The organism is Pseudomonas sp. RIT623 (assembly GCF_004519305.1).
Lineage (GTDB): Bacteria > Pseudomonadota > Gammaproteobacteria > Pseudomonadales > Pseudomonadaceae > Aquipseudomonas.
Genome location: NZ_SOZA01000010.1, coordinates 88,886 through 103,280, shown reverse-complemented (window position 1 = coordinate 103,280; position 14,395 = coordinate 88,886). Strand labels below are relative to the sequence as shown.

At 65.5% G+C, this 14,395-nt stretch carries 12 protein-coding genes; 7 read left to right on the top strand and 5 right to left on the bottom strand.

Annotated features, from left to right (window positions below; translation table 11 throughout):
- The first annotated feature begins 203 nt into the window (after positions 1-203).
- The gene (locus E3U47_RS09880) at positions 204-2,597 is read left to right on the top strand and encodes a TonB-dependent receptor (RefSeq protein WP_134691182.1); all 2,394 of its coding nucleotides are present in this window, start codon (positions 204-206) and stop codon (positions 2,595-2,597) included.
- A 115-nt stretch (positions 2,598-2,712) separates the two neighbouring features.
- On the opposite strand, the gene E3U47_RS09875 is transcribed toward E3U47_RS09880, so the two are convergent.
- Positions 2,713-3,588, bottom strand: coding sequence for a helix-turn-helix domain-containing protein (locus E3U47_RS09875; RefSeq protein WP_134691180.1), 876 nt, complete (start codon positions 3,586-3,588; stop codon positions 2,713-2,715).
- Positions 3,589-3,818: 230 nt separating this feature from the next.
- On the opposite strand from E3U47_RS09875, the gene E3U47_RS09870 reads away from it, so the two are divergent.
- Complete coding sequence (locus E3U47_RS09870; RefSeq protein ID WP_134691178.1) at positions 3,819-4,721, top strand: DMT family transporter; 903 nt, start codon at positions 3,819-3,821, stop codon at positions 4,719-4,721.
- A gap of 23 nt (positions 4,722-4,744) precedes the next feature.
- On the opposite strand, the gene E3U47_RS09865 is transcribed toward E3U47_RS09870, so the two are convergent.
- Both E3U47_RS09865 and E3U47_RS09860 read right to left on the bottom strand, forming a co-directional pair.
- Positions 4,745-5,719: a D-glycerate dehydrogenase gene (locus E3U47_RS09865; RefSeq protein WP_134691176.1), complete on the bottom strand. Its 975-nt coding sequence runs from the start codon at positions 5,717-5,719 to the stop codon at positions 4,745-4,747.
- Positions 5,720-5,879: 160 nt separating this feature from the next.
- On the bottom strand, positions 5,880-6,827 hold the full coding sequence (locus E3U47_RS09860) for a LysR family transcriptional regulator (RefSeq protein WP_134691174.1): 948 nt from the start codon (positions 6,825-6,827) through the stop codon (positions 5,880-5,882).
- A gap of 180 nt (positions 6,828-7,007) precedes the next feature.
- Here E3U47_RS09860 and E3U47_RS09855 point away from each other — a divergent pair, with 180 nt between their 5' ends.
- From E3U47_RS09855 to E3U47_RS09840, 4 genes are read left to right on the top strand one after another with little or no spacing between them, the layout of a single operon-like run.
- Positions 7,008-8,534 carry an efflux transporter outer membrane subunit gene (locus E3U47_RS09855; protein ID WP_134691172.1) on the top strand — a complete coding sequence of 509 codons (1,527 nt, stop codon included), beginning with the start codon at positions 7,008-7,010 and terminating at the stop codon, positions 8,532-8,534.
- Complete coding sequence (locus E3U47_RS09850; protein ID WP_134691170.1) at positions 8,531-10,708, top strand: FUSC family protein; 2,178 nt, start codon at positions 8,531-8,533, stop codon at positions 10,706-10,708. Before E3U47_RS09855 ends, E3U47_RS09850 begins: the two co-directional genes overlap by 4 nt.
- A 4-nt stretch (positions 10,709-10,712) precedes the next feature.
- Complete coding sequence (locus E3U47_RS09845; protein ID WP_028689551.1) at positions 10,713-10,913, top strand: DUF1656 domain-containing protein; 201 nt, start codon at positions 10,713-10,715, stop codon at positions 10,911-10,913.
- A gap of 10 nt (positions 10,914-10,923) precedes the next feature.
- Complete coding sequence (locus tag E3U47_RS09840; RefSeq protein WP_134691168.1) at positions 10,924-11,784, top strand: HlyD family secretion protein; 861 nt, start codon at positions 10,924-10,926, stop codon at positions 11,782-11,784.
- 51 nt (positions 11,785-11,835) lie between these two features.
- Here E3U47_RS09840 and E3U47_RS09835 read toward each other — a convergent pair whose 3' ends face one another.
- Both E3U47_RS09835 and E3U47_RS09830 read right to left on the bottom strand, forming a co-directional pair.
- On the bottom strand, positions 11,836-12,612 hold the full coding sequence (locus tag E3U47_RS09835; protein ID WP_134691166.1) for an enoyl-CoA hydratase: 777 nt from the start codon (positions 12,610-12,612) through the stop codon (positions 11,836-11,838).
- 15 nt (positions 12,613-12,627) lie between these two features.
- Positions 12,628-13,092 carry a universal stress protein gene (locus tag E3U47_RS09830; protein ID WP_134691165.1) on the bottom strand — a complete coding sequence of 155 codons (465 nt, stop codon included), beginning with the start codon at positions 13,090-13,092 and terminating at the stop codon, positions 12,628-12,630.
- Between the two features lie 170 nt (positions 13,093-13,262).
- On the opposite strand from E3U47_RS09830, the gene E3U47_RS09825 reads away from it, so the two are divergent.
- On the top strand, positions 13,263-14,168 hold the full coding sequence (locus tag E3U47_RS09825; protein WP_134691164.1) for a LysR family transcriptional regulator: 906 nt from the start codon (positions 13,263-13,265) through the stop codon (positions 14,166-14,168).
- Positions 14,169-14,395: the final 227 nt, after the last annotated feature.

Sequence of the window (14,395 nt, the reverse complement as noted above, 5' to 3'; positions counted from 1 at the left end):
AGGAGCCTTGCTGGCGAACACCGGCGACGCGGTGGATGGCACCGGCGGCGCCGGTGTTCGCCGGCAAGGCCGGCTCCTACGGTGATCGCGCAGTGGCGCATAAAATTTTGAGCAGGGGGTGAGGTACTTCATCACGGCATCCGTGTAGTGAGTGGTAGTGCGATTCATTCGCAAACGTTCATCCCTCTCACAGGTCAGCGTCCATGAAGTTCACCCCGCTTTGCGTCCCTCTCTGGTTCGGCCTTTGCACCTTGCCCGCCCTGGCCCTGGCACCCCAGGCCCTGGCCGAACAGCAGCGCCAGGCCTATGTCTTCGCCCAACCGAGCCAGCCGCTGGCCCAGGCGCTCAACGCCTTCAGCCGGGCCACCGGGCAAAGTGTGGTCTACACCCTGGAACTGCCACGGCAACAGGCGCCCGCGCTCAATGGCACCTTCAGCGCCGAGCAGGCCCTGCAACAACTGCTGGGCAATTCCGGGCTGGCCTGGCGCCGCCTCGACGCCCGCACCCTGACCCTGGAACCTGTCGATACCTCCGGCGCGCTGAACCTGCAGGCCACCACCATCAACTCGCAGATGGACGACTACAGCTACCAGCCGCCGGCCAGCGCCTCGATCATGCGCGGCCAGGGTTCGACCCTGGAGATTCCCCAGGCGATCAACGTGGTGCCGGCCCAGGTGATTCGCGACCAGGCGCCACGCAACCTCGACGACGCGCTGTACAACGTCAGCGGCATCACCCAGGGCAACAACTTCGGCGGCACCGCCGACACCGTGATGAAGCGCGGCTTCGGCGACAACCGCGACGGCTCGATCATGCGCGACGGCATGCCGCTGGTGCAGGGCCGCGCGCTCAATGCCAGCACCGAGCGGGTGGAAGTGCTCAAGGGCCCGGCGTCGCTGCTGTATGGCATCCAGGACCCGGGCGGGGTGATCAACGTGGTCAGCAAGCGCCCGCAATTGCAGCAGTACAACGCCCTCACGCTGCGCGGCTCGACCTATGGCAGTGGCAAGAACGGCAGCGGTGGCGGCTTCGACAGCACCGGCGCGCTGGGCGACAGTCCGTTCGCCTACCGGCTGATCGTCGACCATGAGGACGAAGACTACTGGCGCAACTATGGTGTGCACCGCGAGTCGCTGGTGGCGCCGTCGCTGGCCTGGTACGGCGAGGACACGCAGGTGGTGCTGGCCTACGAGCACCGCGAATTTCTCTCGCCGTTCGACCGCGGCACGGCCATCAGCAACCGCACCAACCACCCGCTGGACATCCCCGCCACGCGCCGCCTGGATGAGCCGTTCAACGATATGGAAGGGCGCTCCGACCTGTACCGCCTGGAGGTCGATCACCAGCTCGCCGACGACTGGAAGCTGCATGTCGGCTACAGCTTCAATCGTGAAACCTACGACGCCAGCCAGGTGCGCGTGACCGGCGTCAACGACGCGCGTGGCACGCTCACCCGCAGCATCGACGGCACCCACGGCGCCATGAGCCGCGATCAGTTCGCCACCTTCAGCCTCAACGGCAGCGTGCAACTGGCGGGGCTGCAGCATGACTTGCTGGTGGGGGTCGACCATGAGGACCGCAAGGTCTACCGCGCCGATCTGATCCGCCAGGCCAGTCGCTCGACCTTCAGCTACCTCGACCCGGTGTACGACCGCGAAGTCGAAGGCAGCGCCGTGCGTGCCAGCGACAGCGACCAGACCGACAAGCTGCGCACCGACGCGCTGTTCTTCCAGGATGCCCTGCACCTGGACGAGCACTGGATCCTGGTGGCCGGCGCACGCTTGCAGCAGTACGACCAATACGCTGGCCGCGGTCGCCCGTTCAGTGCCAACACCGATACCCGTGATCGTGCTTGGGTACCCCATGCGGGGGTCGTGTACAAAGTGGACGAGCAGCTGTCGTTCTATGGCAGCTACAGCGAGTCGTTCAAGCCCAATTCCAGCATCGCGCCATTGACCGGTGGGCTGGTGCTGGACGCGTCGGTCGCCCCGGAGGAGGGCAAGTCCTGGGAACTGGGGGCCAAGCTCGACATGCCCGGGCGGCTCTCCGGCACGCTGGCGCTATTCGACATCACCAAGCGCAATGTGCTGGTGTCCAACTTCGATACCAACATCGGTGAAACCTTGTACAGCAATGCCGGTGAGGTCAGCTCCCGTGGCGTCGAGCTGGACCTGGCCGGCCAGCTCAGCGAGCGCTGGAGCCTGATCGGCGCCTATGCCTTCACCGATGCCGAGGTGACCCAGGACCCGGACCTGAAGGGCAACCGCTTGCAGAACGTCGCCCGCCACAGTGGTTCGCTGTCGGCGGTGTACGACCACGGCAGTTTGTTTGGCGGTGATCGACTGCGCCTGGGGGCGGGGGCGCGCTATGTGGGGGAGCGTGCGGGGAACGCGACCAACGACTTCGACCTGCCGGCCTATACCGTCGCCGATGCCTTCGCCAGCTACGAGACCCAGCTCGACGAGCACAAGGTGCGCCTGCAACTGAACGTGAAGAACCTGTTCGACAAGGTGTACTACAGCTCGGCGGTGAATCGGTATTTCGTGGCGATCGGCGATGCGCGGCAGGTGAGCCTGTCGAGTACCTTCGAGTTCTAGTGCACTGGCACTGTAGGAGCCAGCCTTGCTGGCGATGCAAGGCGCAGCCTTGCCCTGTACCTTGAGGACGCCTTCGCCAGCAAGGCTGGCTCCTACAGTTGCGTGTACACCAGAATCAACCGGCGAACGCTGCCCGGTACTCACCCGGCGTCGCCCCCAGCGCCTGCCTGAAGCGGTTGCTGAAATGGCTGGCGCTGGCGAATCCGCACAACAGCGCCACCTCGCCCAAGGGCAACGCCCCCGAGCGCAGCAACTGGCAGGCGCGATGTAGCCGCCTGGCCAGCAGGTACTGATGGGGCGGCAGGCCGAAACTGGCGCGGAACATCCGCGCGAAATGGTATTCGGACAAGTTGCAGCGCAGCGCCAGTTCGCCCAGCGTCAGCGGTTGCTCGAGGTTGGCTTCGATAAAGTCGAGCAACTGGCGGCGCTGGTGTGGCGCCAGACCGCCCTTGAGCTTGAGCCCCTGGCGCAGGCCAACCTGATTGAGCACGGCGTGGTCGATGATGTCGTGGGCCAGGCTGCTGGCCAGCAGACGCTCACCGGGCTCGGCCCAGTCCAGGCCGATCAGTTGGCGGAAGCGCCGGGCTTGTTGCCGGTCGTCAAGGAAGGTCGCTTCGCGCAGTTGCAGCTCACGCGGCTCGCGGTCCAGCAGGCGCGTGCAGCCGAGGGCGAACTGTTCCTCGTTGATATACAGGTGGGCCAGGCGGATCGAGCCATTGATCACCCAGTTCGATTCATGGCCGGCGGGCATCACGCACAGTTTGTCGGGCGCGCCGCGCTCGCCCGGGCGCTGGCGACGGAAGGTGCCGGTGCCGTCGGCGATGTAGCACGACAGCGTGTGATGGCTGGGGGCCTGGTAGTCGCGGGCATCGTCACGGTTGCTCCACAGCGCCGCCGCCAGCCCGTCGCCCAGGTGCGCGCTCAGCTCCAGGCGGGCGTGGGGCGAGGCGTTCAGGGCATTGAAAACCTGCAGGTGGTCGAGTGCGGGCATGGGTGGTTCCTCTGGCGCCCATCGTACTGCGCGCGGGGCGCGCTGGCAGCTACCTGGGGTGGAAAAGCGCAAGTTTTTGCAAGCCGGAACAAACAGGGCGTTGGACACTGACAGTGGGCATGTCGTCTCGGTTGTTCGCCGGCAAGCCGGCTCCTACAGCGTCCCCGTAGGAGCCGGCTTGCCGGCGAAGGCCGCAACGCGGCCCTTGGCTCAACACCCGGAGGACTGCCATGAACCTGTCGCTCTACCTGCTCACCGTCCTGATCTGGGGCACTACCTGGATCGCCCTGAAGTGGCAACTGGGCACGGTCGCCATCCCGGTGTCGATCGTCTACCGCTTCGCCCTGGCCGGGCTGATCCTGTTCGCCTTCCTGCTGCTCACCCGCCGCCTGCAACCGATGAACCGGCGTGGGCACTTGGTGTGCCTGGCCCAGGGCTTGTGCCTGTTCTGCGTCAACTTCATGTGTTTCCTCACTGCCAGCCAGTGGGTCGCCAGCGGCCTGATCGCCGTGGTGTTCTCCACCGCCACGTTGTGGAACGCCATCAATGCGCGGATCTTCTTCGGCCAGAAGATCGCCGCCAACGTGCTTGGTGGCGGCGCCCTGGGCCTGCTCGGGTTGGGGCTGCTGTTCTGGCCGGAGCTGTCGCACCACGCGGCCAGCCGCGAAACCTTGTATGGGCTGGGGCTGGGCCTGCTCGGCACCTTGTGCTTCTCGGCGGGCAACATGCTCTCCAGCGTGCAACAGAAGGCTGGTCTCAAGCCGCTGACCACGAACGCCTGGGGCATGCTCTACGGCGCCTCGATGCTGGCGCTGTACTGTGTGCTCAGCGGTATTCCCTTCACCATGGAGTGGAATGCCCGCTATGTCGGCGCGCTGCTGTACCTGGTGATTCCGGGGTCGGTGATCGCCTTCACCGCCTACCTGACCCTGGTCGGGCGCATGGGGCCGGAGCGGGCCGCCTATTGCACGGTGCTGTTCCCGCTGGTGGCGCTGAATGTCTCGGCGTTCGCCGAGGGTTACCAGTGGACGGCGCCAGCGTTGTTGGGGTTGGTGGCGGTGATGGCGGGTAATGTGCTGGTGTTTCGCAAGTCGAAGCCGAGGCAGGTTACTGGTGCATTGCCAGCGAAGTGAGCGCTTGCCCCGCGATCGAGCCTTCAGCCTTTCCACACCTGCGGATTGACCAAATCCTGTGGGCGTTCGCCGAGCAGCGCAGTGCGCAGGTTGTCGATGGCCCGATTGGCCATGGCCTCGCGGGTCTCGGCGGTGGCCGAGCCGATGTGGGGCAGGGTCAGGGCATTAGGCAGCTTGAACAGCGGCGAGTCGGCGAGCGGCTCTTTCTCGTACACATCCAGCCCGGCACCACGAATCGTGCCGTTTTGCAGCGCCTCGACCAGCTCCGCCTCGTCCACCACCGGCCCGCGGGCGATGTTGATCAGGAATGCGCTGGGCTTCATCAGTTTCAGCTCACGGGCACCGATCAGCTTGCGGGTGGCGTCGGACAGCGGCACCACCAGGCAGACGAAATCGGCTTCTGCTAACAGCTCATCCAGGCTGCGCAATTGCGCGCCCAACTCCTGTTCCAGCGCGGTCTTGCGATTGTTGCCGGTGTACAGCACCTGCATGTTGAAACCGAAACGGCCACGCCGGGCGATGGCAGCGCCGATGTTGCCCAGGCCGACGATGCCCAGTTTCTTGCCGTGCACATCGCAGCCGAACTGCGCCGGGCCGACGGTGGCCTGCCAGTGGCCGGCCTTGGTCCAGGCGTCCAGTTCGGCGGTGCGTCGGGCGCAGCCCATTATCAGGGCGAAGCCCAGGTCGGCGGTGCTTTCGGTAAGCACGTCGGGGGTGTTGGTCAGGGCGATGCCACGCTCGTTGAAATAGTCCAGGTCGTAGTTGTCGTAGCCGACCGAGACGCTGGACACCACCTCCAGCTTGCCGGCGCCCTCGAGTTGCGCACGGCCCAGCTTGCGACCGACGCCGATCAGGCCGTGGGCCTCGGGCAGCGCTTCGTTGAACTGGGCGGCGATGTCGCCCAGCTTGGGGTTGGGCACGATCACGTTGAAGTCATGTTGCAGGCGCTCGGCCATGGCCTGGGTGATGCGGCTGAAGGCTAGGACGGTCTTTTTCATCGGGCTGCTTCTCTGCAAAACGAGCGGGGGCTGCCTTATCGCGGGGCAAGCCCGCTCCCATGCATGCAGTGGAGCACTCGTGGGAGCGGACTTGCCGCGCGATGACGGCGTCATTGCTTAGCAACCTACCATTGCCGTCCATTGCAATGCACCGGCTTTTTCAGTTGGCGATCAGCAGCTCGTGGGTTTTCAGGTCGGCCTCGTGGGCGGCGAGGATCTCCGGCAGCGAGTTGCGCAGGTACTCGACCCAGGTCTTGATCTTGGCATCCAGGTACTGGCGCGACGGGTAGATCGCGTACAGGTTCAGCTCCTGCAGGCGGTACTGCGGCAGGATCCGCACCAAGCTGCCGTCGCGCAGGCCGTCGATGGCGGTGTAGATCGGCAGCACGCCCACGCCCATGCCGCTGCGGATCGCGGTTTTCATCGCATCGGCCGAGTTCACCTGGAACGGCGAACTGGTGATGTTGACCACCTCCTGTCCCTCAGGCCCGTCGAACAGCCATTTTTCCAGCGGGATCACCGGGCTGACCATGCGCAGGCAGGCATGCTTGAGCAGGTCGGCGGGCTTGTGGGCGAAGCCGTGGCGGGCCACGTAGTCGGGCGAGGCGCAGACGATGCTGTAGGTGATGCCCAGGCGCTGGGAGACGAAGCCGGAGTCCGGCAGCTCGCTGGCCAGGACGATGGACACGTCGTAGCCCTCGTCGAGCAGGTCGGGCACACGGTTGGCCATGGTCAGATCGAAGGTGACATCCGGGTGCGACTCGCGGTAGCGGGCGATGGCGTCGACCACGAAATGCTGGCCGACCCCGGTCATCGAGTGCACCTTCAGCTGCCCGGCGGGGCGGGCGTGGGCATCGCTGGCCTCGGCCTCGGCTTCCTCCACAAAAGTAAGAATCTGCTCGCAGCGCATCAGGTAGCGCTTGCCGGCCTCGGTCAGCGCGATGCGCCGGGTGGTGCGGTTGAGCAGGCGGGTTTGCAGATGGGCTTCCAGGTTGGAGACCGCCCGCGACACGTTCGCGGTGGTCGTATCCAGTTGCGCCGCGGCAGCGGTGAAGCTGCCGAGCTGGGCCACGCAACTGAAAGCACGCATGTTTTGCAGGGTGTCCATGGGTCACTCTCGGTTTAGAGGACAAAATTGTGACATGAAGTAACTATCTGTCGCTTCCGACTAAAGCCGGATTATCGCTGTTTTGGTAACAAAGATTCGCAGGAATATACGCTTATCGCCACTCCACGCGCCCCCTAGAATTGCTCGGCCCCTCCACCTCTTCCTCGGGAAATCGCAGCTGTGCCGCGTCGCCACATCAGAGCGCTCCATGCGTTCAGTGCCTGTGCCCTTTGTCTCACCTTGAGCGGCTGTATCGGAACCTGGGGCATCGCCCCGCAAAGCAAGACCCTTCAAGCCAACCAACTGACCATCGACGACGCGATCCGCGAGGCCGCGCGTGACGCCCATTGGCCGGCCCAGCAGTGGTGGCGCGCCTATGCCGACCCGCAGCTCGACGGCTGGATCGCCCAGGCCCTGGCCGGCAGCCCGAGCCTGGCCATGGCGGCCGCCCGGGTGCGTGAAGCCAAGGCCCTGGCCGGCGTGGTCGAGTCGGCGGAAAAACTCCAGGCTAACGGCAACGCCTCGCTCAAGCGCCACAACTGGCCGGAAGATCAGTTCTACGGCCCCGGCGCGCTGTCGGGTGCCAATACCTGGGACAACAATGCCAGCATTGGCTTGAGCTACGCGCTGGACCTCTGGGGCCGCGAGCGCAATGCCAGCGAGCAGGCCGTGGACCAGGCGCATGTGAGCGTGGCCGAGGCGCGCCAGGCGCAGTTGGAGCTTGAGAACAACGTGGTGCGCGCCTACATCCAGCTCAGCCTGCATTATGCCCAGCGCGATATCGTCCAGGCCGAACTGGCCCAGCAGGAGCAGATCCTCGCCCTGGCCAAGCGCCGCCTCGATGGCGGCATCGGCACCCATTTCGAGGTCAGCCAGGCCGAGGCACCCTTGCCCGAGACCCACCGGCAGATCGACAGCCTCAACGAAGAGATCGCCCTGACCCGCAACCAGCTCGCGGCCCTGGCCGGCAAGGGCCCGGGGGAGGGCGCGAAGCTGCAGCGGCCGAGCCTGGCCCTTGCCGCACCGTTGCAGTTGCCGTCGAACCTGCCCGCCGAACTGGTCGGCCAGCGCCCCGACGTGGTCGCCAGCCGCTGGCAGGTGGCGGCCCAGGCCCGCGGGATCGACGTGGCCCACGCCGGCTTCTTCCCCAACGTCGACCTGGTCGGCAGCCTCGGCTTCATGGCCACCGGTGGCGGCCCGCTGGAGTTTCTCACCGGGCGCAAGTTCAACTACAACGTCGGCCCGGCCATCAGCCTGCCGATCTTCGACGGTGGCCGCCTGCGTTCGCAACTGGGCGTGGCCTCGGCTGGCTATGACGTCGCCGTGGCGCGCTACAACCAGACGGTGATCGGCGCGCTGAAGAACATTTCCGACCAGCTGATTCGCCGTGAATCGATGAAGGAACAGTCGCACTTCGCCGCCGAGAGCGTGGCCGCGGCGCAGAAAACCTACGACATCGCCATGATTGCCTTCCAGCGTGGCCTGACCGACTACCTCAACGTGCTCAATGCGCAGACGTTGCTGTTCCGCCAGCAACAGCTGCAGCAGCAGGTACAGGCCGCGCGCCTGGTGGCCCATGCCGAATTGGTCACTGCCCTGGGCGGGGGCCTGGAGGCAGGCAAGGACGTGCCGGACGAACAGCGTCAGGCCGCACCGAAAACCCCGGCCACCCTGGCCATCTTCGACAAGCCGGACCACGCCGAATGAGCACATCGAGTTTGCCCCTGCGCTGGCTGCGGAGCCTGGAATGGCGCCGCGGCTTCTTTGCCTGGGCGCGCACCGACGGCGTCACCTGGGTGTATATCCTGAAGGTCCTGGCCGCCGCCTTCATCACCCTGTGGCTGGCCATGCGCCTGGAGTTGCCGCAGCCGCGCACGGCGATGATCACCGTGTTCATCGTCATGCAGCCGCAGAGCGGCCATGTGTTCGCCAAGAGCTTCTACCGGGTGCTCGGCACCCTGGCCGGCTCGGCGATGATGATCGCGTTGATCGCGATCTTCCCGCAGAACACCGAGCTGTTCCTGCCCAGCCTGGCCCTGTGGGTCGGCCTGTGCTCGGCCGGCGCCATGCGTTATCGCACCTTCCGCGCCTATGGCTTCGTGCTGGCCGGCTACACCGCGGCGATGATTGGCCTGCCGGTGTTGCAGCACCCCGACCAGGCGTTCATGGCGGCGGTGTGGCGGGTGCTGGAAATCGCCCTGGGCATCCTGGTGTCGACTTTCGTCAGCGCCGCGATCCTGCCGCAGTCGGCCAGCGCCGCCATGCGCAATGCCTTGTACCAGCGCTTCGGCACCTTCGCCGCGGTGGTGGTCGAGGCCCTGCGCGGCGATAGCCAACGCGATCGCTACGAGACCAGCAACGTGCGCTTCGTCGCCGAGGCCGTGGGCCTTGAGAGCCTGCGCAATGTCACCGCTTTCGAAGACCCGCACATGCGCCGGCGCTCTGGCCGGCTGGTGCGCATGAACAGCGAGTTCATGGCCATCACCACCCGTTTCAACGCCCTGCACCGCTTGCTCGAACGCTTGCGCGCGCGCGGCCCGCTGCAGATCGTCAGCGCGATCGAACCGGGTATCGAAACCCTCGCGCAATTGCTCCAGCCCTACGTTGGCCGCGCCCTCACCGATGCCGACGCGCTGCGCCTGGCACTGGAGCTGGGCACCTACAAGGAAGGCTTGCAGGCCCAGGTGCGCGGCCTGCGTGGCGAATACCTGGAGACCGGCCCCAGCGAGTCCGACCTGCTCGATTTCCACACGGCGTTCGAGTTGCTGTACCGCTTCGTCGACGAGATGTACAGCTATGCCGAGACCCACGCCTCGCTGGCCGTGCACAAGCATGAGCGCGAGCACTGGGATGAGCCCTATGTGGCCCAGACCAGCTGGCTGGTGTCGTTGGCCGCCGGCGTGCGAGCCTCGGCGGTGCTGTTGCTGCTGGGCAGCTACTGGCTGCTCAGCGACTGGCCCAGCGGCGGCATGATGACGCTGATCGCCACGGTCACCGTGTGCCTGTCGGCGGCCTCGCCGAACCCCAAGCGCATGTCGTTCCAGATGGCCTGCGGCACGGCGATCGGGGCGTTCGTCGGCTTCTTCGAAACCTTCTTCGTGTTCCCCTGGATCGATGGCTTCGCGCTGTTGTGCATGGTCCTGGCGCCGGTGTTCGTGCTCGGCGCGTTCCTCGCCTCGCGCCCGGCCTATGCAGGTTATGGCCTGGGCCTGCTGGTGTTCTTCGCCATCGGCTCGGTGCCCAACAACCTGACGGTCTACGACCCCTATGCCTTCATCAACGACTACATCGGCATGGTCATCGGCATGTTCGTCTGCGCCGCCGCTGGCGCGATCATCCTGCCGCCCAACAGCCGCTGGCTGTGGAGCCGGCTGGAGCAGGAACTGCGCGAGCAGGTGCTGTTCGCCATCGGTGGGCGTCTGCGTGGCCTGGGCTCGGCGTTCGAGAGCCGCACCCGCGACCTGCTGCACCAGGCCTATGGCCTGGCCGCCGGCAAGCCGCAGGTGCAGAGCGAACTGATGGGCTGGATGTTCACGGTGCTGGAGATCGGCCACGCCATCATCGAGCTGCGCAAGGAGCAGGCGCGGGCGCCGATCCACCCGGCCTATGCCGAGTCGCAGCCCTGGCGCCAGGCCATCCGCGTGATGGGCCGCGCCCTGGCGCGCTTGTTCCTGCAACCCAGCGCCAGCAACCATGAGCGCGCCCTGGTGGCGGTGGACCATGCCATCAGCCGCGTGCAGGCCACCGACGAACCCTTCGCCCGGCACTTCGACACCTCGGTGCTGCGCCGCGCGCAAAGCTACCTGCACTTCATCCGTTCCTCCCTGCTCGACCCACAGTCGCCGCTGGTTCCGGCGAAAGGACTGCACGATGCTCCGTGAAACCATGCCCCGCGAGATCGCCTTCCATGGCGTGTACATGCCCACCATGACCTTGATGTTCCTGTTCGCCCTGGGCCTGGCCTGGGGCCTGGACCGGTTCATCGCCAGCGTGGATGGCTATCGCTTCTTCTGGCACCCGGCGCTGTTGCGCCTTTCCCTGTTCGTCTGCCTGTTCGGCGCCCTGGCGCTGTCGCTCTACTGGTGAGAATCCCTCGATGAAAAAGTTCTTCAGCCTGATCGCCACCCTGCTGGTGCTGGCCGCCGCCGTGGCGATCGGCCGCCAGTTATGGCTGCACTACATGACCACGCCGTGGACCCGTGACGGCCGGGTGCGCGCCGACATCATCAATGTCGCCGCCGATGTGCCGGGCTATGTGGTCGACGTGCCGGTGCTGGACAACCAGCGGGTGAAGAAGGGCGATGTGCTGATGCGCATCGATCCGGAGCACTACCAACTGGCGGTGGACCAGGCCAAGGCCCTGGTCGCCGCGCGCAAGGCCACCTGGGAAATGCGCAAGGTCAACGCCAAGCGCCGCGCCGACATGGACAACCTGGTGATTTCCAAGGAAAACCGCGACGATGCCAGCAACATCGCCAGCGCCGCGCTGGCCGACTACCAGCACGCCCAGGCGCAATTGGCCGCGGCCGAGTTGAACCTCAAGCGCACGCAGATCGTCGCCACAGTCGATGGTTACGTGACCAACCTGAACATCCACCGCGGCGACTACGCCCGCACAGGCGAGGCGTTGATGGCGGTGGTGGACGAGCATTCGTTCTGGGTCTACGGCTTCTTCGAGGAGACCAAGCTGCCGCATGTGAAGGTGGGTAACCAGGCCGAGTTGCAGATGATGAGTGGCGAGCGTCTCAAGGGCCATGTGCAGAGCATCGCCCGGGGTATCTACGACCGCGACAACCCGCAGAGCCGCGAGCTGATCGCCGATGTGAACCCAACCTTCAACTGGGTGCGCCTGGCGCAACGGGTGCCGGTGCGCATCCATATCGACGAGGTGCCGGACGGATTCCTGCTGGCGGCCGGCACCACCTGCACCGTGGTGGTGACGCCGGACAGCGATTGACCGTAGGCGCCAGCAAGGCTGGCTCCTACAGGAGGAGCGCAGGGCTTGAGCTCAGCGGTGCATGAACTGCGGGGCGCGCTTCTCGGCGAAGGCGGCCATGCCTTCCTTCTGGTCATCGATGGCGAAGGTCGAGTGGAACAACCGGCGCTCGACCCGCACGCCTTCGCTCAGGCTGGTCTCGAAGGCGTGGTTGACCGCCTCCTTGGCCATCATGGTCACCGGGCCGGAATAGCTGGCGATGCGCGCAGCGGCCTGCAACGCCTCGTCGAGCAGCGTGGCATCGCTGACCCGACGGCTGACCAGGCCGCAACGCTCGGCCTCCTCGGCATCCATGGTGCGCCCGGTCAGCACCAGGTCCATGGCCTTGGCCTTGCCGATCGAGCGCGCCAGGCGTTGGCTGCCGCCGGCGCCGGGGATGGTGCCGATCTTGATTTCCGGTTGGCCGAAGCGCGCGCTCTCACCGGCGATGATCATGTCGCACATCAGCGCCAGCTCGCAGCCGCCACCCAGGGCATAACCGGCCACCGCGGCGATGCTCGGCTTGCGGAAGCTGGCCAGGCGCTCCCAGTTCAGCGTCACGAAGTCGCTGGTGTAGACCTCCATGTAGCTGCGGTCGCGCATGCCTTTGATGTCGGCGCCAGCGGCGAATACCGTATCGCCACCGGTCACTACCAGGGCGCGGACGCTACGGTCCTGTTCCAGACGGTCGAGCACACCCGCCAGCTCCTCCATCATTTCTCCGCTCAGGGCATTCAAGGCCTCGGGGCGGCTCAGGCGGACCAGCGCGACGGCGCCGAACTGTTCCAGTTGCAGGTAGTCGAGTTTCATCCGTGTCGTCTCGGTTCAGTGGCGTGGGAGTTGGTGGCGGGCATCGACCAGTACCGGGCAGCCGGCTTCGTCGATGACCCTGCTGGCGATCGAAGGGTCGAGCACGCGTTTGAGGCGTGACAGATGGCGATGGCCCATGACCACTAGGTCGATGTTGCGCGCCTTGGCCAGCTTGATGATGACCTCGGCCGGCTCGCCAACTTCCTGGCTGCCGGTGGTCGAGAAACCTAGTTGCTCGAAGGCCTTGATTGCCTCTTGCACGATCTTGTCAGCGTGCAGTTGCTCTTGGGCGGCGGCAGGGTATTCGGTCTGGTCGAAGCTGCTCAGGCGCTGGTCGAACTCCTCCAGGGCATAGGCACTGTCGACCGCCAGCAACACGTGCAGCAAGTGCTGCTCGGGGTCGCAGAAGCGCTTGACGGTGTCGAGGATGCCTAGGCTGCGCGGGGTGCCATCGATGGCGATCAGTACCGACCTGAACATGCTTGCGGGTCCATTGATTATGCAGAAGGCAGCTATTCTTCGGAATGATTGCAGTACGGTAAATGGTGTGCAGCGCAATCACATATTGCGTCATATGCAAAGGCAGGAAAACCGGCAAAGACTGGTAATATTGCAGCGGATTCACCGAAATTCTTGAATGGATGCTTACCATGCACTTTCCGGATATGAACCTTCTGGTCGCACTGGACGCCCTGCTCGACGAGGGCAGCGTGGTCGGGGCGGCACGCCGCATGAACCTCAGCCCGGCAGCCATGAGCCGCACCCTGACGCGGATCCGCCATGCCGTTGGCGACCCGATCCTGGTGCGCGCCGGCCGCGGCCTGGTGCCCACGCCCAAGGCCATGGCCTTGCGCAGCCAAGTGCGCAGCGTGGTCGAACAGGCCGGCCAGGTCTTCAGCTCCAGCGACGAGGTCGACCTGCCGACCCTGGAACGCTCCTTCAACCTGCGGGCCAATGACGTGTTCATCGCGCCGTTCGCCACGCCGTTGCTGGAAACCATGCGCAAGCAGGCGCCACGCACCGTGCTGCGCTTCGTTCCCGAAGGCGAGGGTGGCGACGAGGACGAAAGCCTGCGCGATGGGCGCCTGGATCTCTATATCAGCGCCACCCGCAACCTGGGCCCGGAGATCAAGGTGCAGAGCCTGTTCTCCACCACCTTCGTCGGCCTGGCCCGGGTCGATCACCCGATCTTCAACGACGAGATCACCCCGGAGCGTTTCGCCGCTTATGAGCAGATCAGCGTGTCGCGGCGTGGCCGCGCCACTGGGCCGATCGACCAGGCGCTGGCGGGCATGGGGCTGAGCCGGAGGGTGGCGTTGATCACGCCGAGTTTCCACTCGGCGATGTTCTCGCTGCCCGAGTCCGACCTGCTGCTGCCGTTACCGCAGCATGTGCTGCTCAGTGTCGCCCGGTTGGGCTTGCCGTTGCGCTCGTTCCGCATTCCGATGGCGCTGGAGTCGGTGGCCATCATGCAGGCCTGGCACCCGCGATACGACAACGACCCGGCACACCGCTGGCTGCGCCAGACGCTCAAGGAGTGTTGCAGCAAGCATTGAGCGGGGGGGAGGGCTTAGCGCCTATGAGATCGAGTGCGGCGCCCGACTCATAGGCCCCACATCCCCCGCTCGCACTTATGATTATGTGGCTTTATAGTTGCATCGTATGCAGCATAAAGCTGCGAATATGTCAGTTTTCGACAGCATTGCGCCTCCCTAGACTTGCCGGGTATCTACTTTTCCCGGAGTTCTAAAGCCATGCGTGCCTATCTGCCTCGTCCCGCCCC